This window comes from Vibrio sp. V12_P9A6T4 (assembly GCF_963874835.1).
GTDB classification, from domain to species: Bacteria; Pseudomonadota; Gammaproteobacteria; order Enterobacterales; family Vibrionaceae; genus Vibrio; species Vibrio anguillarum.
This window is the reverse complement of the sequence record NZ_CAWNJO010000075.1, coordinates 1-21,095: the sequence shown is the minus strand read 5'-3', so window position 1 is coordinate 21,095 and position 21,095 is coordinate 1. Positions and strand designations below refer to the sequence as shown.

Genomic DNA, 21,095 nt, shown 5'->3' with positions numbered 1-21,095 from the left:
TTTACTCTCTATTTTTTATTTATAATTCAGTGATTTTAGGGAGATTCAGCCTCAACAACAGGTTCATCAGTGCTGGGCAAAGCATGCCATACTGCTTTTACTAGAGTGGCAAGAGGAATAGCAAAAAATACGCCCCAAAACCCCCATAGCCCACCAAAGACTAACACCGCGACAATGATAGCAACGGGATGTAGATTAACGGCTTCAGAAAATAGAACGGGAACCAATACGTTGCCATCCAAAGCTTGGATGATGCCATAAGCAATTAATAATGTGTAAAACGGCGGAGTCATGCCCCATTGGAAGAGACCGACGATGGCAACTGGCACCGTCACAGCGGCCGCGCCAATATAAGGGATCAAAACCGATAGACCCACAGCCACAGCAAGCAACACCGAATAACGTAAATCAAGAATGGCGAAAGTGACGTAACTGATACTACCAACAATCAGTATTTCTAACACTTTTCCACGGATGTAGTTTGAGATTTGTTGGTTCATCTCTTGCCATACTTTAGCCGCGAGTTTACGGTTACGTGGCAATAACCCACTGGTCATTCGCAGCATTTCATTCTTATCTTTCAATAAAAAGAAGACCAGCAACGGCACTAAAATGAGATAGACACCCAAGGTGGCCAAACTCACAAGAGAAGCAAGTGACCCTTTAACGACACTTTCCCCCATACCTAAAGCCTGGTTCTTCGCATTGCTTATCACCGACTCAACAATCTGTAAGTTATCGAGTTCAGGGTAACGTTCAGGAATACTCAAAATGAAGCTTTGCAACCCTGCATACATGTTAGGAATGTCATTGATTAAATTACCAACCTGTTTCCAAATGGTTGGTACTAAACCAAAGATAGCCAGCAGCATCAAACCGACAAATAGCAAAATCACCAAAATTACGGAAACGGACCTAGGAAGCCCAAAACGGCGCAATTGCATTACTGGCCACTCAAGTAAATACGCCAGCACAATGGCCACAAGCAGCGGCGCAATCAAATGGCCGAAGAAATATATCGTTACAAAACCAAAAAACAGAATAGCAACCAGACTAACGGCATGAGGATCAGAAAAGCGTCTTTGATACCAACGAGTTACCATTTCAAACATTTAATCGAGTTCCTTAATTACTTTTAGCCAAAAATAACCGGGTGACGTGTTCCACTGGCAACGAAAGCCATGCGCAGACAAATATTTTTCTATATCCTGTCCTGAGCTGACGTCGTTAAGCCAAATGTCTAATACCTCACCCAAAACCAATTGAACAGTGTGACGCTTCGCAAGTAATAAAGCCATCGGACAACGCTGCTGGCGTAAATCCAGAATATTTGGTTCCATTCTTCTGCTCAATGCTTAATATAGGCCTGCCATTGTATCGAGTTTTGACTGGCATGCCAGTGTTTATCGATACTCAAACACCGGCTGGCTTACTCTTCTCTCTCTACAATTTTTGGCCGCTATTTTGAGTTGGAAACCAATTCACACATTCAATGTCATACAGACAAGAAGATCACGGAATATCACTGACAAATATGAAGTTTAAACGCGCTCGATCCTTACTTTGCCTCTGTATTACTGTGGCGATAAACGCCCCTTCCTTGAGCTATGCCGACACCATAGAGCTACCGGACATTGGGACAGTAGCAGGTTCGACCTTGACGATTGATCAAGAGCTTATTTATGGTGATGCTTATATGCGCATGCTGCGTAACAGCCAGCCTATCGTCAATGATCCGGTGATCAACGAGTACATCGATAGCCTAGGGCATAAATTGGTTGCCAATGCCAACGATGTAAAAACGCCGTTCACCTTTTTTATGATCCGCGATCGCAACATCAATGCGTTTGCCTTCTTTGGCGGTTATGTTGCGTTGCACTCTGGGTTGTTTTTGCATGCACAAACAGAAAGCGAACTCGCTTCGGTTCTTTCGCACGAAATTGCCCACGTCACGCAGCGCCATTTAGCACGCAGTATGGAAGACCAAGCCAGACGCTCACCAGCAACAATCGCAGCATTGGCAGGCTCTTTGTTACTGGCTATTGCGGCACCTGAAGTGGGCATTGCCGCCATTACCGCCACCACCGCAGGCAGTATGCAAAGCCAAATAAACTATACGCGCAGTAATGAAAAAGAGGCTGACCGATTTGGTATTGCAACGCTAGCCAAAGCGGGGTTTGATGCCCAAGCCATGCCAAGGTTTTTTGGCCGCCTCGCTGATGAATATCGTTACGCTAGTAAACCGCCACCGATGTTACTAACCCATCCGCTGCCAGAAGATCGTATTACCGACAGCCGTGAGCGCGCCCAACACTACCCGCCTATGCGCCTTCAACCTTCATTGGATTACCATTTAGCACGCTCACGAATTGTTGCTCGCTATGCTGGGATTGATAATGAAGCCGCTCTTGATTGGTTTAAGCGTGCAGAGAAAAAAGAGAGTGCAGCTCTCGCGCCAGCCTTCCAATATGGCAAAGCCTTGGTTTATCTCGATAGCAAGCAATTTGATAAATCAGAGGCGATTTTATCAAAGCTGGTTGCACAAGACCCAACAAACAATTTCTATCTTGATGCGATGGCCGATCTCGATATCGCTCTAAATCAAGCGGCCAAAGCCCAAACCTTGCTCGAAAAGGCGCTTAAACAGAAACCGAACAATCCAACCTTAACAATTAACTACGCCAACAGCTTGTTAAAACAAGATAAATTGTCTGATGCCATTCGGGTATTGCAGCGCTACACCCATGACAACCCTAATGATACCAACGGCTGGCATTTGCTATCAGAAGCGAATATCGGCATTGGCAATAGCCAAGAAGATCTTGCTGCGCGGGCGGAGCTTCTAGCGCTCAAAGCCAATTGGAATAAAGCAATTCAATATTACACCCAAGCAAGTCAACTCGCCGAACTTGGCAGCCTAGAACAAGCTCGCTACGATGCACGCATTGACCAATTGATGGTGCAACGAGACCGATTCTTATCACTCCAATAATCACAATACAACGAGGAGAAGTTATGTCAGTCGTGATTTATCACAACCCTAAATGCTCAAAAAGTCGTGAAACTCTGGCACTGCTAGAAGACCGCCAGTTAAAGCCACAGATCATCAAATATTTAGACCAAGCCCCAACCATCGAACAGTTGAAAACCTTGTACGCTCAACTCGGGCTACAACAGGTTCGTGATATGATGCGCACCAAAGAAGATCTCTATAAAGAACTTGGCCTAAGTGATGATGCACTTACTGATGATCAGCTATTTTCAGCCATGGCCGCGCACCCTAAGTTGATTGAGCGTCCCATTGTTGTCGCCAATGGTAAAGCGCGCCACGGCCGTCCACCAGAGCAAGTACTTGAGATTTTATGAGTATTAAAGTCGTCGTACTTTATTACAGTAGGCACGGTTCAACGCAAGCACTGGCACGACAAATCGCACGCGGAATTGAAGCACAAGGCGCGACAGCACTCTTGCGCACCGTTCCGGCGCTAGACAATCATGCAGAGCAAACGACCGATCCCTACCTGACTCTGGATGAGTTAAAGCAATGTGATGGTTTGGCTTTTGGCAGCCCAGTCTGGTTTGGCAATATGGCCGCGCCACTGAAGCACTTTTGGGACCAAACGACCCCTTTATGGATTAGCGGCGCATTAATTGATAAACCCGCTTGCGTGTTTACTTCTTCATCCTCTTTGCATGGCGGCCAAGAGAGTACGCAACAGAGTATGATGCTGCCACTGATGCATCATGGCATGTTAATCGTTGGCATCCCTTATTCAGAGCCTGCACTGCATACCACAATCTCTGGAGGCACGCCATATGGTGCAAGCCATGTCGCAACACACTCGCCACAACTCACTACGCACGAAAGTGAACTGGCTAAAAATTTAGGAAAACGGCTGGCAATGCTAGCCAGCCGATTAAAGGACAGATTATGACGGCAGAAATGATGCCAAGCACCAAGCAGTACCGATGGCTAGCTTTACTGAGTAACTTATCCCTAATTATATGGGTGGTTTTATGGCAATTCTCGCTCTCTCCTCACCCTCATCTTAATCATGTTGCATTGGCCATTGCATGGGTTATCCCACTGTTTTTACCATTACCGGGAATTTTGGCTGGAAAACCCTACACTCACGCCTGGGCCAACTTTGTTTTAATGCTCTACTTTCTACACGCGTTGACGCTGATTTATGTTGATGGAGGGGAGCGCTGGTTAGCGGTAGTGGAACTGCTACTGACATTTGCCGCTTTTGTCGGTAATACCTTGTATGCTCGCCATCGCGGTAAAGAGCTCGGACTGAAACTCAAGCGTCTATCTGAAGTCGAAAAGCAAGAGAAAGCCAATTTTACCCACGATAATCAACCATAGAGTCAATCCATGACAGGATTGCCTATTCTTCTCATGCAAAAAGAGCCCTGATGGGCTCTTTTTGATTATCTCAGCATTTGTTCAAGAGGTGACTGAGTACTTTACGCTTGCCACTCAAAAGAGAGCACTCGCTTCACTGGTTCAGTGATGGCCTGAGATAATGACGGTTCAGGTGTGACTTGCAAAGAGCCTGACTCCACAGCAGAATCATCAACCTCTGCTGCTGGGGTAAGCTGTGTTGGCACACTCTCTGGATGTGGGTCGTCAATTTTAGCGACTTTGCCCATGCGTAGCACTTCTTGCTCAAACTCGAACTCTGAAGCCAACAAATGCACTTCGAAAGTGATTTCCTCACCTTGAATCTTGAGAATGTCCAAAGAAGCAACAGAGCTTAAGCGCTTCAACTTATTCTCCAAGGTAAAGAAATCCATTGCATCATCAATCGGGCTAAAACGAGCAAGCAGCGAAGAAGAGGATTCACTGGCCACGATAACCGAGCTCTTTCTTGCATAGTAATCACTCAATTGATCGACCATTTGTTCAATGGCATCGTCACCAGACGCTTGACCAGACAGTGGCGCTTTCGTGGCTTGTGCCATTTGAGCGGCGGGTTGATCATACAAACTCCAACGCACACCGTTACTTTGCACTCTGACCACCAATACAGCATCGGTTGGATAACGTTGGCTAGCCATGCTGATAGGCTGTACGAAACCGCCCCACAAATCCGATACTTCCACACCGGTAATATCATCAAAATCACCCACAGGCACTGTGATAGGCAAACCGCGAGTTTGAGTCGCACCTTTAAGCTGTTTTAGCGTACTCGTGTCAGAATGTTCCCAAGCGATACTGCGGTCATAACCTGACTCTTCAATCAACCAGACTAAAACATTAGCTCGGTTTTCAGGCCAAAATGGTAATTGAGCTTGAGTTAATAATGTGCGGATATGCGGTGCGCTAAACCCCATAACAATCGAAGATTGCGACCCATTTTGACCATAACTGATTTGCGCTAAATATTGCGAATTCTGCCTTAAGGCTTTTTTAATCACATCATTGTTCACCGCATTCCTATCACCCGAAGCTCGAACAATCACTTCGCTCATCCCTTTGATACGAGCATTCGCGTCGGCATTGTCTTGCTGTTGATCAATCACGACTTCGGTATGGTATAAGTCGACCTTGGTTAAGGCATAAGCAGGGAGAGTGAGTAAGCTCATCACCAACATAGCTAAATAGCGCATACTGTTCCTATGATCTGTTTGTGAACGTCGATGATAAGCAACTATCCGGTCCGCGGCAAGGAATCCACGGCAGAGTTCGGTGATAATTTCATCAACATTTGTGACTTTATTTGATCTAGTTTCAATGGCAATCGTTTGCAAAAGTGATAGAATCCCGCGAATTTTTATTTTGCTTCAGGGAAATCATGATGAAAAATGCCATCCAAGGCGCACAGATGCTCTTCGTCGCATTTGGTGCGCTGGTTCTTGTCCCGCTGTTAACTGGGCTTGATCCTAACGTTGCACTATTTGGCGCCGGTGTCGGTACCCTTTTATTCCAACTTATTACTCGCCGCTCTGTCCCCATCTTTCTTGCTTCTTCTTTTGCCTTTATTGCACCGATTATGTTTGGCATCCAAACTTGGGGCGTTGCCTCGACGATGGGCGGTTTAGTGGCCGCTGGTTTTGTCTACATACTACTGGGAGCGATCATCAAAGTCCGTGGCGTAGAAATCATCCACAAAATTTTACCTCCTGTGGTCGTTGGCCCGGTGATCATGGTGATTGGCTTAGGCCTTGCGCCTGTTGCTGTAAACATGGCGCTAGGTAAAACTGGAGATGGTTCGGTACAACTGATTAGCTCAGATGTAGCGATGTGGATCTCTTGCGTTTCGCTGTTAACCACCATCACGATTAGCGTTTTTGCCAAAGGTTTTCTCAAACTATTGCCGATCTGCGGCGGTATTTTTGCAGGCTATCTTTTGGGCCTCTATTTTGGTGTAGTGGATTTTACTCCTGTTACGCAAGCGGCTTGGCTGTCAATGCCGAACTTCACTTTCCCTGAGTTCAACATCAACGCGATCTTGTTCATGATCCCAGTTGCAATTGCTCCGGCAGTCGAACACGTGGGCGATATGCTCGCGATCTCAAACGTCACTGGAAAAGATTACATCAAGAAACCTGGGCTACATCGCACCATTGCGGGTGACGGTGTTGCCACCATCGCAGCCTCGATGCTGGGTGCGCCACCAAACACTACGTACAGCGAAGTGACGGGTGCCGTAATGCTGACTAAAGCCTTTAATCCAGTAATCATGACTTGGGCTGCGATCACCGCGATTGTATTAGCATTGGTTGGTAAGCTGGGCGCGCTACTGCAAACCATTCCAATTCCAGTAATGGGCGGGATTATGATTTTGCTGTTCGGTTCAATTGCAACGGTTGGCCTAAACACACTGATTAAAAATCATGTCGATCTTCACAAGTCTCGTAACTTAGTGATTGTGGCAGTGACATTAGTGTTTGGTATCGGCGGCATGGCCTTTGGTATCGGAGAGTTTAGCCTACAAGGTGTCAGCTTATGCGGTATCGTAGCCATTATTCTAAACTTGATCCTTCCTAATGACTTAGGAGAAAACCATGTGGTGGATAATGCCCAGATGGAAGAAGAGATCAAACTGAAGAACTAATTTTGCCAGTCAATCCGGCCTCAATCGAGGCCGGATTTTCATTCTCTATTCTTGACACAATTCAACAAACTCACCTCGCGTTAATAACGCAAGATCGCTCGGTGCCAATTCAATCTCTAAACCGCGCTTACCTGCACTGACACAGATGGTCGATTGATCTTCTGCGCTGAGATGAATGAAGGTCGGTAGTGCTTTTTTCTGCCCAAGTGGGCTAATACCACCGACCACATAACCTGTGGTTTTTTGCGCTATGTCTGGATTAGCCATTTCCGCTTTTTTCGACTTAGCCGCTTTGGCCGCACGCTTTAAGTTTAATTTTTGATCAACAGGAATAATCGCGACAGCGAGATTTTTCGGCTCGCCATTTAAGCAAAACAGCAGTGTTTTAAACACTTTTTTCGGATCTTGTCCCAAAACCTCAGCTGCTTCTAAACCATAACTGCTGTGATTAGGATCATGTTGATATTGATGGAGAGTGTGAGGAATTTTTTTCTTTTTCGCCAAATCAATCGCAGGTGTCATCGTGCTTATCTCAAAGTAACCGTTAGTGCCAATAAAAAAGCGATGCCTAAGCACCGCCTTTAGTTAAAATGATTGCTCACAATGAGTCAAACTCTTTATCGCGCTATCACTTATAGACAATTTCGCCCGCTGGCGCATATTGGTTCACATCAATTGGACTGTGTGCTTCGAGGTAATCTTTCAATACTTCCGCGTCCACAAACCCCGTATTCACATAACCTGGATGATCGGAGATTTTTGGATAACCATCACCACCTGCTGCATTGTAGCTAGGCACGGTGAAGCGATACGTTTCGTCCAAACGGAGCTGCTTATCACCAATAAAGACATTCGATACCTTACCATTGGCCACTGTCATCGAAATCCCCGCGAATTGTACATAAGCGCCAGAATCAACAGGTTTGGTCGCCACTTCATTGAGGTAATCCAACACTTCAGCCCCGGTCATATCGGTATAAGTGAGAATATTGGCAAAAGGTTGTACTTTGAGCACATCTTTATAAGTAATTTTTCCTGCATCAATCGAATCACGCACGCCGCCAGAATTCATCACCGCAAAGTCGGCTTTTGCACGTTCCATATGAGAAAGTGCAATCAAACGGCCTAAATTTGTTTGTTGGAAACGCACAACGTTGCGATCCCCTTCTAACTTGCCATTACTTTGTGCAATGACCACATTCAGTTTCTCTTGACCTTGTTCTTGATATGGGCGCAAAAAGTTAAGCATTTCTGGATCTTCAGCGATTTGATCTTGAATCAGTACGCGCTTACTCTCGCCATTCACTTTCACTTTTTTCTTCAAGTTTACGGGGATCAGGTTGTAGCTCACCATGTTCAGTTCACCATTACGGAATTCGTAATCCGCACGGCCAACATACTTACCCCATTCATGCGCTTGCACTATGTAAGTACCGTTTTGCATATCAGGCTTACATTCATCTCCCGGATGGAAGTTTTTCTTCACCACATTAGGGCCTTCCATGCAGACAGGCTCTTGAGAGTGGCCGCCGACGATCATATCGAGAGAACCTTCATCCAAGTATCGTGCAAGCGCAACATCACCCGGTGCATTCACACCACGTTGACCATTTTCATAATGGCCCATGTGGGTAACGGCAAAAATAAGGTCCGGCTTTTCCGTTTTCTCAATTTCTGCGATCAGTTTTTTCGCTTCTTCTTTTGGATCTCTAAACTCAATACCACCAATGTATTCAGGGTTGCCGATTTTAGCGGTATCTTCAGTCGTTAAACCGATAACCGCTATTTTCACGCCCTGTTTATCAAACATTTGGTAGGCTTGGAATAGACGTTTTCCGGTCGCTTTATCGTAAATGTTGGCCGACAGCATTGGGAAATTCGCCCACTCTTTTTGCTTAAACAGAACCTCGAGCGGGTTATCGAATTCATGGTTACCTAACGCCATCGCATCATAACCAATCTTGCTCATACCTTTAAAATCAGGCTCTGCATCTTGCAGATCAGATTCAGGAACTCCGGTATTAATATCGCCACCAGAAAGAAGCAGTACGCTGCCGCCTTCAGCTTCAATATCAGAGCGAAGATCGTCGATCAGCGTTTTACGTGCCGCCATACCATACTCGCCATATTTGTTTTGCCAGAAACGACCGTGGTGGTCATTAGTGTGTAACACGGTGAGTTTATAAGTCGTATCTTCTTTCCACTCATGAGTGGGTTGAGTTGCGCAACCCATAAGGGCTGTAAGAATAGCCGCGCTGAGCGCTGTTTTTAGAATAAGACGTTGTTTCATTATCATACCTTTGAACTTGAAAAATCCACTGCTTGTGAGGGGGAGGTCATGGTCAACGTTGCAAACACAAAATCAAGCCATACCGATAAACTTGACCCAGTTTAAATTAACATCTCAAAGGTGACAGATTGATTTCATATTTATGTAGAATTGATCACTATAAAATCAATTCAAAAATGTAACGGTTGCCACAGGTTACACGTGAAATTTTAATGGATCACAGGCAATCGTTTTCTTTCCTAAACACGAAAAAATAAGGAAAAGTGAGCACTTAGACAAGATAAACAAGTTTGGGAAACATTCGATAAAATTTGACCACCTTGCGGTGGCCAAATTATGAGTGGTAGATCCAACAAAAAATCAGCGGATATCGATATGAGCAAAGCTCTTGATCAAATCATCTAACGCTTTCATTTGTGCAAGGAAAGGTTCAAGTTTATCCAAAGGCAGTGCCGATGGACCATCGCAACGCGCTTTATCTGGGTTTGGATGCGCTTCAATAAAAAGGCCCGCAATCCCGGCAGCAAGACCTGATTTTGCTAACTCAACTGTCTGCTCACGACGCCCACCAGAAGCTGCGCCAGAAGGGTCGCGCATTTGCAGTGAATGGGTCACATCAAAAATAATTGGGCTGCCGTTTGATACTTTTTTCATCACACCAAAACCCAACATATCAACGACCAGATTATCATAGCCATGGCAAGCACCACGTTCACACAAAATCACTTTGTCGTTGCCGCACTCTGCAAATTTTTCCACGATATTGCCCACTTGACCAGGGCTCATAAATTGTGGTTTTTTCACGTTGATCACTGCACCTGTTTTCGCCATCGCTTCGACAAGGTCAGTTTGACGAGCAAGAAACGCTGGCAGTTGAATCACATCAACCACCTCAGACACAGGCTGAGCTTGAGCTTCTGTGTGTACGTCAGTGATGATTTTGACGCCAAAGGTCTCTTTTAGCTCTTGGAAAATTTTCATTCCCTCTTCCAAGCCAGGGCCACGATAAGAGTGAACAGAGCTGCGGTTTGCTTTATCAAAAGAAGCTTTAAACACATAAGGGATACCGAGTTTATCGGTCACTTTCACGTAATGCTCACAGATTTGCATCGCTAAATCACGGGATTCAAGGACGTTCATTCCAGCAAACAGAGTAAAGGGTTTGTCGTTGGCAACGGGAATATCACCCACGTGGACGATTTTTTGTTCCATTTTATTCTCTCTCATTTAGCGGTTAATGCAGCGTAATAGCTTCAAAGCTTAATGCATTAACTTGATTTTTTAATAACTCAGCCGCCGGATCATTCGGACAATGATCAATAAAGTATTGATAATCGGATAAGGCAATTTGGTGACAATCCAGTTGCTGATAGATAAAGCCGCGATCGCGGATTTCATACGGATCATCAGGAACAAAAGTCAGCGCTAAATCAGTACAACGCAGCGCTAAGGTATAACGCTCTTCTCTTAATAGTGCGCTCTTTAGTAGTGCCAGCCAACGACCGATCACCGTCGGATTATCTGTCACTTCCAAATGACTCGATTTCAGCTTAGACAAAACCCCTTTATGCCCAACTAACCACGCTTGCAGTATATGTAATGAGACGGTTTCACCAGTAAAAGGGTTAATATAAATCGGTGATTCATCGCACCAATGCAACTGCAATAAAAACTGTGTGGGAAAGGTAATACCTTGTAAAGGAAAGCCTAGCTTGCGCGCAAAATAGAGCAACAGCGCACCTAAACTGACGGGAATACCTTTGCGGTGCTGCAACACTTTATCGATGAAGGCATTACGTGAATCAAAATAAGCCTCTCTGTCACCGCGAAAACCCCATTGTTGGTAAAACAGATGCAACAACGCTTCGAAACGCTGTTTTTCATCCTGTTCATTAGCTAACTCGTGTTTTGCTTGTGTAAGCAAACGGGCCAACTCTTGGCGTGCCCATTCATCCTCAGTTTCAGGATTGACGGCCTTGTTTAAGATCAGCGCCCCTTCCACCAATTCCATTGCATCAAAATCTTCATCGAACCATTCAAACATAATGCCGCTCGGATGCTGTTAGCCTAAAAACATAGCCGTTTTTACGATGGCGATTTTTCCCGCCATAGCAAGCCAACCTAATGCGCCCAAAAAAGCAAAGGTACGCAACAGCTTATTCCGACCCAGTTTGAGCGCAAAGAAGCCCAGTGCAATGTACGCCATCACACAAGTCAGCTTCTCAGTTAACCAAGGTGCGGCTGGGGTAAATGGGATAAAACCAGACATCACAATCAACGCGATACCCGATAACAACAACAGCGAATCGTTAATATGAGGAAAACGTTTCAAAAAAGGGTGTTGCAGCCATTTGGAATCCATCATCATCAAGGCATAACGTACCGACAACAATAGTGCACTGATCGCAATGGTCAGTAGATGAAAATGTTTTAATCCTTCGTACATGATGCTCTCTCTTCTGAGTGCGAATATTGACCCAGTGTCACTCGGCCATTACCCGCATAATCCTTTTCTGTCACTACATGGTGATAGCCGAGTGACTCAAATAACGCTCTGACTGCCGCCCCTTGATCATAACCATGTTCAAACAGCAGCCAGCCTTGTTGCTGCAAATAGTGACGCGCATTCTCTGCAATGTGTTTAATGTCAGCCAAGCCTTTGTCTTTGGCCACCAGCGCACTTAAAGGCTCAAAACGTACATCCCCTTGCGTGAGATGGGGATCATTTTCTTCAATATACGGTGGATTGGAGACAATTAAAGCAAACTTTGTACCGAGCTTTAAAGGTTCAAACCAACTACCTTGTAAAAATGTGACATTGGTAATAGTTAAACGCTGCGCGTTTTCCAACGCTAAAGCTTGCGCTTCTGGGCGTAAGTCGATACCAACCACATGACGTTCAGGTAACTCAGACGCTAACGCTAATGCGATTGCGCCAGTTCCTGTGCCTAAGTCCAAAATATCCCCTTGCGTCTGCTGGCTTTTTTCTAACGCAATTTCAACCAAACGTTCAGTATCCGGTCGAGGAATTAATGTCGAAGGCGAAACTTTCAGTGGCAGCGACCAAAACTCACGTTCCCCGACCAAATAGGCCACAGGCTCCCCCGTCACTCGACGCGTAATCAGCGAACAAAATTGCCGCGACTGCGTTTCGCTCAAGGTCTTTTCAGGCCAAGTCAGCAGATAAGAACGTGGTTTATCCAGTACATGGCAAAGCAGCACCGCTGCATCCACAGAAGGCGAATCACTGCCGCCTTCTTGGAGTTGAGCAATCGCGGCTTTCAACGCATCATCAATACGAGATAACGTCATGGGATCAGTGTTGATCGGCAAGAGCGGCAAGTTGGTCTGCTTGATATTCTTGAATGATTGGATCAATCAAGCTTTGCAGATCCCCTTCCATCACTTCATTAAGACGATAGATGGTTAAGTTAATACGATGATCGGAAACGCGACCTTGCGGGTAGTTGTAAGTACGAATACGGTCGCTACGATCACCAGAACCCAGTAGGTTACGACGAGTATCGGACACTTCGGCTGCGCGCTTCGCTTCTTCCGCTTGTGCAATACGAGCGGCCAATACGGCCATCGCTTTGGCTTTGTTTTTGTGCTGTGAACGCTCGTCCTGACACTCAACTACCGTGCCTGTTGGTAAGTGGGTAATACGGATCGCAGAGTCGGTGGTGTTTACGTGCTGACCACCCGCGCCCGATGAGCGGAAAGTGTCGATTTTCAGATCACTGGCTTTAATTTCTGGAATTTCGGCTTCAGGAATTTCCGGCATGATAGCGACGGTACAAGCGGAAGTATGCACACGACCTTGAGATTCCGTGGCCGGAACACGCTGTACGCGGTGACCGCCTGATTCAAACTTAAGCACACCGTAAGCGCCATCACCACTCACTTTAGCAATCACTTCTTTATAGCCGCCATGCTCAGCATAACTAGCGGACATAATTTCGATACGCCAGCTCATCTTCTCAGCATAACGGCTATACATACGGAACAGATCGCCAGCAAAAATACCCGCCTCATCACCGCCCGCCCCTGCACGAATTTCTAAGAAGCAGTTGCGATCATCGTTCGGATCTTTTGGTAGCAGCAGAATTTGCAATTCATCAGTGAGACGTTCGATCGTCGCTTTGGCTATTTTGATTTCCTCTTGAGCCATCTCACGCATCTCGGCGTCTTCTTCTTTGGTCATCTCTTCCGCGGCAACCAAATCCTCTTGCGCTTGTTGGTAAGCTTGGAAGCATTTAGTGACTTCCTCAAGCTGAGAGTACTCTTTTGACAAAGTACGGAATTTGTTTTGATCACTAATTACGGTAGGCTCGCCAAGCAGGCGCTGAACCTCTTCGTAACGCTCAACAAGGGATTCAAGCTTAACTAAAATCGACGCTTTCATAGTTTCTTCTTTAATTCGGAGTGACGGATATTATCGAGGGTCGTCAAGACCCAAACTTTGTCTAATCACGGCCAATTTAGCCGGTTCACCTAACTCGGCAGCGCTTTGCAATGCTCGGGTTGGTGTGTGGATCAATCGATTGGTGAGTTTGTTACTTAACTCAAGTAACACTTTTTCAGGATCGCCCCCTGCAGCCAGTGCCTGCAAGCTTTTGCTGAGCAATTCTTGACGAATTTCGTTGGCCGATTGACGGTATTCTCGGATGCTGTCTACCGCTTGCAAGGAGCGCATCCAGCTCATAAAGGCTGCGCTCTCTTCACTGACAATCGCTTCAGCTTGAATGGCTTCAACTTTACGCTGTTCCATATTGCTGTCTACAATCGACTGAAGATCATCAACCGTATACAGATAGGCATCGTTTAAATCACCGACCTGCGATTCAATATCACGAGGCACGGCAATATCAATCAGTAACATGGGTTGATGGCGGCGCACTTTAATCGCACTTTCTACCATCCCTTTGCCAATAATCGGCAGTGGGCTGGCGGTTGAACTGATGACGATATCCGCGTGAGCGAGATAGTCAGGTATCTCATTGAGTGCAATCACTTCAGCGTCAAACTGCTGTGCAAGCCCCATCGCTCGCTCGCGGGTTCGGTTGGCAACTATCATGCGTTTACATCGATGGCTAGCTAAATGCTTCGCAACCAGTTCGATGGTTTCACCCGCCCCAACCAACATTACCGTTGAATCAGAGAGTGATTCAAAGATCTGCTTTGCCAACGTACAAGCAGCATAAGCCACAGATACCGCACTGCCGCCTATTTCGGTTTCGGTGCGCACACGTTTAGCTACCGAGAATGCTTTTTGAAACAGTTTTTCAATCGCTGAATCAGCCGCGTTATGCTCGCGAGCATCCGCATAGGCTTGCTTCACCTGCCCTAAAATCTGCGGCTCACCCAATACCAGTGAATCCAGCCCACAAGCCACTCGCATCAAATGACGAATAGCGGCTTGTTCTTCATGTACATACAAACTCGGTTTAAGATCTTCAGGATTCACATGATGGAACTGAGACAACCAATCGATTAACTTACTTTTGCTCGATGATTTTACATCACAATAAATTTCCGTGCGATTACAGGTAGAGACAATAACGCTACCTTGAACGCTGGAACTGGACGCAAGTTGTCGCAAGGCTTCTGATAATTTATCAGGACCAAACGCCACTTTCTCTCGCAGTTCTACCGACGCTGTATTGTGATTTATTCCAATAGCAAGCAAGGACATCTATAGAGGTTTCTCGGTTCAGGAAATGTAAATAGGAGCAGAATTTTACTTGATGCCCTGTTTTAATGAAAGGGCAACAGGGATTTGTTTTCCCGACTTCGTGATATCAATGATATAGTGAGGCGTTTTTACGGCCTTCACTGTGTAAATAATGGGCAGATATGACACGCGCAAATAGACTGATTTTAACTCTCCTCACTCTGCTAACACTCTTTGGTTGCACAAACTTACCCTCAACAAGGGTCGAGAGCGTCGGCTGGCAGCAACACCAACAGCAATTGCAAACGATCCGCGAGTACCAAGCCAGCGGAAAACTCGGCTATATATCACCACAACAGCGCCAATCCCTCAATTTTCATTGGCAAAAAAACGCCGACCATAGCCAGCTTCGTCTCTCAACCTTTTTAGGGCAGACCGTTTTAAATCTCTCCATCTCGCCTCAGGGCGCCCAGGTCAAAACGTATGATGATCAAATTATCGATGCGCAGAATGCGGATGCTTTAGTTTACGAGTTAACTGGGTTATTGATCCCCATTGAGCAGCTACAAGATTGGCTGCTTGGGCTACCAACCGAGGCGGATGGTTTTCAATTGAATCAAAATAATTTGTTGGCATCGTTAGATAAACAGCTAGGGCTTAGCCGCTGGCACTTGGAATATTTGAACTACCAAGCTTATCCCTTCGTCTCAACATCCGCTTCTTCCACTTCAGTGCCACTTCCGGCCAAACTGAAGCTGACTCAAGATCAAGTTTCATTAAACCTCGTCATTTCAAAGTGGACCCTAACGCCATGATTTGTACCCCAACCCACTGGCCATCACCCGCTAAGCTCAACCTGTTTCTGTACATCACCGGGCAAAGAGCCGACGGGTATCATGAATTACAGACACTGTTTCAATTTCTCGATTTTGGTGATGAGTTAACCATTACCGCCAATCAGTCTGGCGAAATAACTCTCACACCAGCCATTGCTGGCGTTGCGCTACAAGACAACTTGATTTGGAAAGCGGCCATCGCCTTACAAAAGGCAAGTGGATGCCGCTATGGCGCGAGCATTGAATTAAATAAAGTTTTGCCAATGGGCGGTGGCATCGGTGGCGGCTCTTCCAATGCTGCAACCGTGCTTGTTGCACTGAACTACTTATGGCAAACCAATTTATCACAGCAAGAACTCGCTACGCTCGGTTTAACACTCGGGGCGGATGTTCCCGTTTTTGTCCATGGCTTTGCCGCATTTGCTGAAGGCGTAGGTGAAAAACTGACCCAAACCGAACCAAAGCAAAAATGGCATTTGGTGGTTCGGCCTAATGTGAGCATTGCAACGAAAGATATTTTCACTCATCCAAAATTGATAAGGAACACGCCAAAACGAGCGCTAGCAACGCTTCTCGAACACCCTTACGAAAACGATTGCGAAAAAATTGTCCGAATGCTGTACCCAGAGGTTGATAAGCAACTTTCATGGCTGCTACAATACGCGCCGTCAAGATTGACTGGGACGGGATCTTGCGTTTTTGCCGAATTTTCTAGCAAAGTAGAAGCGGAAGCTGTCCTTGCCAAGCTCCCTGACACAGTCTTCGCGTTTGTCGCCTTAGGGTGTAACATTTCGCCACTGAAAAAGACTCTGGCTGAATACCAATTCGCCAACACCCGACCTATTTAAAAACTGGACGCAACCCTGAGGTTTCCACCGTGCCTGATATGAAGCTATTTGCTGGTAACGCCACACCTGAACTAGCCCAACGTATTGCTGAACGTCTATACATCTCTCTTGGTGATGCTACTGTTTCTCGTTTCTCCGACGGTGAAGTTGCAGTGCAAATCAACGAAAATGTTCGTGGTAGCGATGTATTTATTATTCAATCTACTTGTGCTCCTACTAATGACAACTTAATGGAATTAGTAGTGATGATTGATGCAATGCGCCGTGCTTCAGCAGGCCGTATTACTGCTGTCATCCCATATTTTGGTTATGCCCGTCAAGACCGCCGAGTGCGCTCTGCTCGTGTACCGATTACTGCAAAAGTTGTTGCAGATTTCCTTTCAAACGTTGGTGTTGACCGCGTTTTGACCATCGACCTTCACGCAGAACAAATCCAAGGCTTCTTTGACGTCCCAGTAGATAACATCTTTGGTACGCCAGTGTTGCTTGAAGATATGAAAGCGCGTGGGTTAGAAGATCCTGTTGTGGTTTCACCTGACCTTGGTGGCGTGGTTCGTGCTCGTGCGACTGCAAAAGCATTAGGTGATATCGACATCGCAATCGTTGATAAACGTCGTCCACGCGCCAACGTGTCTGAAGTTATGAACCTGATTGGCGATGTTGATGGGCGCGATTGTGTGATCGTGGATGACATGATCGACACTGGCGGCACTTTGTGTAAAGCCGCTGAAGCATTGAAAGAACGTGGTGCAAAACGTGTGTTTGCTTACGCAACGCACGCGGTATTCTCAGGTAACGCAGCGAAAAATATCAAAAACTCAGTACTAGACCAAGTTATCGTCACAGACTCGATCACCCTATCTAAAGAGATGGCGGCAACCGGTAAAGTGACACAGTTAACCTTGTCTAGCATGCTTGCTGAAGCGATTCGTCGCATTAGCAACGAAGAGTCTATTTCTGCCATGTTTAATTAAAACTCAGTTTATTTACTGATTTTTAAATGCTTTTAAAGCACTTCATTGAAAAATGAGGTGCTTTTTCCTTTGTTATTTTAGCGCCTCGCACCCTTTCCCTTTTGTGTGCTATCATACCGCGCTTTTGATATTGCAAAGAGATCCTAACCTTGAGCCAACCAATCAAACTTCTTGTCGGGCTAGCGAATCCTGGCCCTGAATACGCCAAAACGAGGCACAATGCCGGCGCTTGGGTAGTAGAAGAATTAGCCCGAGTTCATAACGTCACCTTGAAAAACGAAGCCAAATTCTTCGGTTTCACCGGACGTATCGTGGTTAATGGTGAAGATCTGCGTTTATTGATCCCAACAACTTTTATGAATTTATCCGGTAAAGCCGTGGCGGCCATCGCCAAGTTTTACCAGATAAAACCAGAAGAGATCATGGTGGCACATGATGAACTAGACTTACCTCCCGGGGTAGCTAAGTTCAAAATGGGCGGTGGTCATGGCGGGCATAATGGCCTTAAAGACACTATCAGCAAACTCGGCAATAACAAAGAATTCTACCGCCTGCGGATTGGTATCGGCCATCCGGGGCACAAAGATAAAGTAGCAGGCTATGTTTTAGGTAAAGCACCCGCCAAAGAGCAAGAGTGCTTAGATGCCGCAGTTGACGAATCGGTTCGTTGCTTCGACATTTTACTAAAAGATGGTCTAACTAAAGCACAAAATCGCTTACATACGTTCAAAGCTGAATAAGGTTACAGTCATGGGTTTTAAATGTGGCATCGTGGGTTTACCAAATGTGGGTAAATCGACATTATTTAATGCACTAACTAAAGCGGGCATCGAAGCAGCAAACTTCCCGTTTTGCACTATCGAACCAAACACGGGCGTGGTTCCTGTTCCAGACCTTCGTCTCGATGCGTTAGCAGAAATTGTAAACCCTCAACGTATCCTTCCGACGACAATGGAATTTGTCGATATCGCAGGCCTAGTGGCTGGCGCGTCAAAAGGTGAAGGTTTAGGCAACAAATTCCTTGCCAATATCCGTGAAACAGATGCAATTGGTCACGTTGTTCGCTGCTTCGAGAACGAAAATATCGTTCACGTAGCAGGCAAAGTATCGCCAATTGAAGATATTGAAGTAATCAATCTAGAGCTTGCCCTTGCCGACCTTGATAGCTGTGAACGCGCCATTCAACGTCAAGCAAAACGTGCCAAAGGTGGCGATAAAGACGCTAAATTTGAAATCACCGTATTAGAGAAGCTACTCCCTGTATTAACGGAAGGTGGTATGGCTCGCACGGTTGAACTCTCAAAAGAAGAGCTAGCCGCCGTGGATTATCTCAACTTCTTAACGTTGAAACCAACCATGTATATCGCCAACGTGAGCGAAGATGGCTTTGAAAATAACCCGTACCTTGATGCTGTCAGAGAGTTTGCAGAAAAAGAGAACAATTCTGTGGTTGCTGTTTGCGCAGCCATTGAAGCTGAACTATCTGAACTTGAAGAAGAAGATCGCGCCGAGTTTTTAGCCGATTTAGGCATTGAAGAACCCGGTCTAAACCGCGTAATTCGTACCGGTTACGAACTGCTAACGCTACAAACCTACTTCACCGCAGGCGTAAAAGAAGTGCGTGCCTGGACGATTCCGGTCGGTGCGACGGCTCCGCAAGCGGCGGGTAAAATCCATACCGACTTTGAACGTGGTTTCATTCGCGCTGAAGTTGTGGGTTATGATGATTTCATTCAATATCGCGGCGAAAATGGAGCCAAAGAAGCGGGCAAATGGCGCTTGGAAGGTAAAGAATACATCGTAAAAGATGGCGATGTTATCCACTTCCGCTTCAACGTGTAAATAACTCGTTAATCAGCCATTAATACACCATTAAAGCCGACAGATTCTGTTGGCTTTTTTGTTTTTTTCTCAAAATCAACCTTAGCGACAAGCAAGGAAAAATCAATAAGCTTAATGATTTATTAACCGTTTTTGATCACAAACACGTCTCTTTGTTCAAAAAAAGTTCGAACGGTTGGTTTCAAAGAATTTATTCAAAAAAACTATTGACGCTCTAGAGCCATATCCGCATAATGCGCTCCGTTCTCGACATTAAGGCAAACTTAAAGAGAGAATAAAAATGGCTACGTAGCTCAGTTGGTTAGAGCACATCACTCATAATGATGGGGTCACAGGTTCGAATCCCGTCGTAGCCACCATTTCCTAAGTGTTTTTATTATAAAAATATTTAGGAAAGTTGCGGAAATGGCGAAATTGGTAGACGCACCAGATTTAGGTTCTGGCGCCGCAAGGTGTGAGAGTTCAAGTCTCTCCTTCCGCACCATTATTTGGATGAGCAATCATCTTGTAGGGCTATCGCCAAGCGGTAAGGCAGCGGCTTTTGATGCCGCCATCCCCTGGTTCGAATCCAGGTAGCCCTGCCATTATTCAAATGGGTCAGTGTTTAAAAAACCATTGGCACATGAGTGTGGATTGTATTATATTGTCTCGCTCAAAAAGATGGCTACGTAGCTCAGCTGGTTAGAGCACATCACTCATAATGATGGGGTCACAGGTTCAAATCCCGTCGTAGCCACCATAATTTAGTTGTTAGCAAAAGTTGGCAACACATAGATATCGAGCTGCGGAAGTGGCGAAATTGGTAGACGCACCAGATTTAGGTTCTGGCGCCGTAAGGTGTGAGAGTTCAAGTCTCTCCTTCCGCACCATCTCGATAACTAAAAATTTGCGGAAATGGCGAAATTGGTAGACGCACCAGATTTAGGTTCTGGCGCCGCAAGGTGTGAGAGTTCAAGTCTCTCTTTCCGCACCATATTTAGATGAGCAATCATCCTGTAGGGCTATCGCCAAGCGGTAAGGCAGCGGCTTTTGATGCCGCCATTCCCTGGTTCGAATCCAGGTAGCCCTGCCATTATTGACACGATAAGCCAAGCGCTTGTTGTGAAAAAGATTCGTTGAATCGAAAAATTAAATTGCGGAAGTGGCGAAATTGGTAGACGCACCAGATTTAGGTTCTGGCGCCGTAAGGTGTGAGAGTTCAAGTCTCTCCTTCCGCACCATTATTTAGATGAGTAATCATCTTGTAGGGCTATCGCCAAGCGGTAAGGCAGCGGCTTTTGATGCCGCCATTCCCTGGTTCGAATCCAGGTAGCCCTGCCATATTTCATATGGCTAGCGATAAGCTACCCATAACAACGATAAATTGAGTAACCAATCCTCAGTTTATCTACAGCATAAGTTGCGGAAGTGGCGAAATTGGTAGACGCACCAGATTTAGGTTCTGGCGCCGTAAGGTGTGAGAGTTCAAGTCTCTCCTTCCGCACCATTATTTAGATGAGCAATCATCTTGTAGGGCTATCGCCAAGCGGTAAGGCAGCGGCTTTTGATGCCGCCATCCCCTGGTTCG

At 45.9% G+C, this 21,095-nt stretch carries 21 protein-coding genes and 10 tRNA genes; 20 read left to right on the top strand and 11 right to left on the bottom strand.

Translation table 11 applies throughout. From position 1 onward, the window contains the following. Window positions 1–35: 35 nt before the first annotated feature. Both AACQ42_RS12710 and AACQ42_RS12705 read right to left on the bottom strand, forming a co-directional pair. Complete coding sequence (locus AACQ42_RS12710; protein WP_017042765.1) at window positions 36–1,112, bottom strand: AI-2E family transporter; 1,077 nt, start codon at window positions 1,110–1,112, stop codon at window positions 36–38. Further along, a complete protein-coding gene (locus AACQ42_RS12705; protein WP_017042766.1) occupies window positions 1,113–1,340 on the bottom strand; it encodes a sulfurtransferase TusA family protein in 228 nt (75 codons plus the stop codon). Between the two features lie 194 nt (window positions 1,341–1,534). Here AACQ42_RS12705 and AACQ42_RS12700 point away from each other — a divergent pair, with 194 nt between their 5' ends. Genes AACQ42_RS12700 through AACQ42_RS12685 form a run of 4 tightly spaced genes read left to right on the top strand, consistent with a single transcriptional unit; the run spans window position 1,535 to window position 4,369 of the window. Next, entirely contained in the window at window positions 1,535–2,992 is a 1,458-nt protein-coding gene (locus AACQ42_RS12700; protein ID WP_026029005.1) for a beta-barrel assembly-enhancing protease, read from the top strand. 23 nt (window positions 2,993–3,015) lie between these two features. After that, window positions 3,016–3,366: an arsenate reductase (glutaredoxin) gene (arsC, locus tag AACQ42_RS12695; RefSeq protein ID WP_017042768.1), complete on the top strand. Its 351-nt coding sequence runs from the start codon at window positions 3,016–3,018 to the stop codon at window positions 3,364–3,366. After that, complete coding sequence (gene wrbA / locus AACQ42_RS12690; protein WP_094165195.1) at window positions 3,363–3,935, top strand: NAD(P)H:quinone oxidoreductase; 573 nt, start codon at window positions 3,363–3,365, stop codon at window positions 3,933–3,935. Before arsC ends, wrbA begins: the two co-directional genes overlap by 4 nt. 8 nt (window positions 3,936–3,943) lie before the next feature. Continuing rightward, entirely contained in the window at window positions 3,944–4,369 is a 426-nt protein-coding gene (locus AACQ42_RS12685; protein WP_441351190.1) for a DUF2069 domain-containing protein, read from the top strand. A gap of 101 nt (window positions 4,370–4,470) precedes the next feature. Here AACQ42_RS12685 and AACQ42_RS12680 read toward each other — a convergent pair whose 3' ends face one another. Continuing rightward, window positions 4,471–5,616, bottom strand: a complete 1,146-nt coding sequence (locus AACQ42_RS12680; protein ID WP_094165191.1) for a DUF2066 domain-containing protein — start codon at window positions 5,614–5,616, stop codon at window positions 4,471–4,473. Window positions 5,617–5,804: 188 nt separating this feature from the next. Between AACQ42_RS12680 and AACQ42_RS12675 the strand changes: the two genes are divergently transcribed. Continuing rightward, window positions 5,805–7,064, top strand: coding sequence for a uracil-xanthine permease family protein (locus AACQ42_RS12675; RefSeq protein WP_010320498.1), 1,260 nt, complete (start codon window positions 5,805–5,807; stop codon window positions 7,062–7,064). A 45-nt stretch (window positions 7,065–7,109) separates the two neighbouring features. Here AACQ42_RS12675 and ybaK read toward each other — a convergent pair whose 3' ends face one another. The 8 genes from ybaK to hemA all read right to left on the bottom strand — a co-directional run bounded on the left by ybaK (window position 7,110) and on the right by hemA (window position 15,049). Beyond that, window positions 7,110–7,586, bottom strand: coding sequence for a Cys-tRNA(Pro) deacylase (ybaK, locus tag AACQ42_RS12670; protein ID WP_026027304.1), 477 nt, complete (start codon window positions 7,584–7,586; stop codon window positions 7,110–7,112). A 106-nt stretch (window positions 7,587–7,692) separates the two neighbouring features. Next, entirely contained in the window at window positions 7,693–9,354 is a 1,662-nt protein-coding gene (gene ushA / locus AACQ42_RS12665; RefSeq protein WP_069212142.1) for a bifunctional UDP-sugar hydrolase/5'-nucleotidase UshA, read from the bottom strand. 360 nt (window positions 9,355–9,714) lie between these two features. After that, window positions 9,715–10,566: a 3-deoxy-8-phosphooctulonate synthase gene (gene kdsA / locus AACQ42_RS12660; protein WP_026028071.1), complete on the bottom strand. Its 852-nt coding sequence runs from the start codon at window positions 10,564–10,566 to the stop codon at window positions 9,715–9,717. A 22-nt stretch (window positions 10,567–10,588) separates the two neighbouring features. Next, window positions 10,589–11,398: a SirB1 family protein gene (locus tag AACQ42_RS12655; RefSeq protein WP_017048839.1), complete on the bottom strand. Its 810-nt coding sequence runs from the start codon at window positions 11,396–11,398 to the stop codon at window positions 10,589–10,591. 18 nt (window positions 11,399–11,416) lie between these two features. Continuing rightward, a complete protein-coding gene (locus AACQ42_RS12650; protein WP_013856268.1) occupies window positions 11,417–11,800 on the bottom strand; it encodes a SirB2 family protein in 384 nt (127 codons plus the stop codon). After that, entirely contained in the window at window positions 11,785–12,666 is an 882-nt protein-coding gene (gene prmC / locus AACQ42_RS12645) for a peptide chain release factor N(5)-glutamine methyltransferase (protein WP_094165189.1), read from the bottom strand. Before prmC ends, AACQ42_RS12650 begins: the two co-directional genes overlap by 16 nt. A gap of 4 nt (window positions 12,667–12,670) precedes the next feature. Beyond that, on the bottom strand, window positions 12,671–13,759 hold the full coding sequence (gene prfA, locus AACQ42_RS12640) for a peptide chain release factor 1 (RefSeq protein WP_013856266.1): 1,089 nt from the start codon (window positions 13,757–13,759) through the stop codon (window positions 12,671–12,673). A gap of 30 nt (window positions 13,760–13,789) precedes the next feature. Continuing rightward, window positions 13,790–15,049, bottom strand: a complete 1,260-nt coding sequence (gene hemA, locus AACQ42_RS12635; protein WP_013856265.1) for a glutamyl-tRNA reductase — start codon at window positions 15,047–15,049, stop codon at window positions 13,790–13,792. 161 nt (window positions 15,050–15,210) lie between these two features. On the opposite strand from hemA, the gene lolB reads away from it, so the two are divergent. The 15 genes from lolB to AACQ42_RS12560 all read left to right on the top strand — a co-directional run bounded on the left by lolB (window position 15,211) and on the right by AACQ42_RS12560 (window position 21,014). After that, entirely contained in the window at window positions 15,211–15,843 is a 633-nt protein-coding gene (gene lolB, locus AACQ42_RS12630; protein ID WP_094165187.1) for a lipoprotein insertase outer membrane protein LolB, read from the top strand. Next, window positions 15,840–16,712 carry a 4-(cytidine 5'-diphospho)-2-C-methyl-D-erythritol kinase gene (ispE, locus tag AACQ42_RS12625; RefSeq protein ID WP_094165185.1) on the top strand — a complete coding sequence of 291 codons (873 nt, stop codon included), beginning with the start codon at window positions 15,840–15,842 and terminating at the stop codon, window positions 16,710–16,712. Before lolB ends, ispE begins: the two co-directional genes overlap by 4 nt. A gap of 29 nt (window positions 16,713–16,741) precedes the next feature. Then, complete coding sequence (locus tag AACQ42_RS12620) at window positions 16,742–17,686, top strand: ribose-phosphate pyrophosphokinase (RefSeq protein WP_010320509.1); 945 nt, start codon at window positions 16,742–16,744, stop codon at window positions 17,684–17,686. A 149-nt stretch (window positions 17,687–17,835) separates the two neighbouring features. Beyond that, window positions 17,836–18,426: an aminoacyl-tRNA hydrolase gene (pth, locus tag AACQ42_RS12615; RefSeq protein ID WP_013856262.1), complete on the top strand. Its 591-nt coding sequence runs from the start codon at window positions 17,836–17,838 to the stop codon at window positions 18,424–18,426. A 10-nt stretch (window positions 18,427–18,436) separates the two neighbouring features. Continuing rightward, window positions 18,437–19,528 carry a redox-regulated ATPase YchF gene (gene ychF / locus AACQ42_RS12610; protein WP_013857965.1) on the top strand — a complete coding sequence of 364 codons (1,092 nt, stop codon included), beginning with the start codon at window positions 18,437–18,439 and terminating at the stop codon, window positions 19,526–19,528. A 282-nt stretch (window positions 19,529–19,810) separates the two neighbouring features. Next, window positions 19,811–19,887, top strand: a tRNA-Met gene (locus AACQ42_RS12605). A gap of 40 nt (window positions 19,888–19,927) precedes the next feature. Further along, a tRNA-Leu gene (locus tag AACQ42_RS12600) sits at window positions 19,928–20,012 on the top strand. A 25-nt stretch (window positions 20,013–20,037) separates the two neighbouring features. Then, a tRNA-Gln gene (locus AACQ42_RS12595) sits at window positions 20,038–20,112 on the top strand. A 78-nt stretch (window positions 20,113–20,190) separates the two neighbouring features. After that, window positions 20,191–20,267: transfer RNA gene (locus tag AACQ42_RS12590), tRNA-Met, on the top strand. A gap of 45 nt (window positions 20,268–20,312) precedes the next feature. Next, window positions 20,313–20,397, top strand: a tRNA-Leu gene (locus AACQ42_RS12585). Between the two features lie 19 nt (window positions 20,398–20,416). Then, a tRNA-Leu gene (locus AACQ42_RS12580) sits at window positions 20,417–20,501 on the top strand. Between the two features lie 24 nt (window positions 20,502–20,525). Next, window positions 20,526–20,600: transfer RNA gene (locus AACQ42_RS12575), tRNA-Gln, on the top strand. 63 nt (window positions 20,601–20,663) lie between these two features. After that, window positions 20,664–20,748: transfer RNA gene (locus AACQ42_RS12570), tRNA-Leu, on the top strand. A 25-nt stretch (window positions 20,749–20,773) separates the two neighbouring features. Next, a tRNA-Gln gene (locus AACQ42_RS12565) sits at window positions 20,774–20,848 on the top strand. An 81-nt stretch (window positions 20,849–20,929) separates the two neighbouring features. Continuing rightward, window positions 20,930–21,014: transfer RNA gene (locus AACQ42_RS12560), tRNA-Leu, on the top strand. Window positions 21,015–21,095 lie beyond the last annotated feature (81 nt).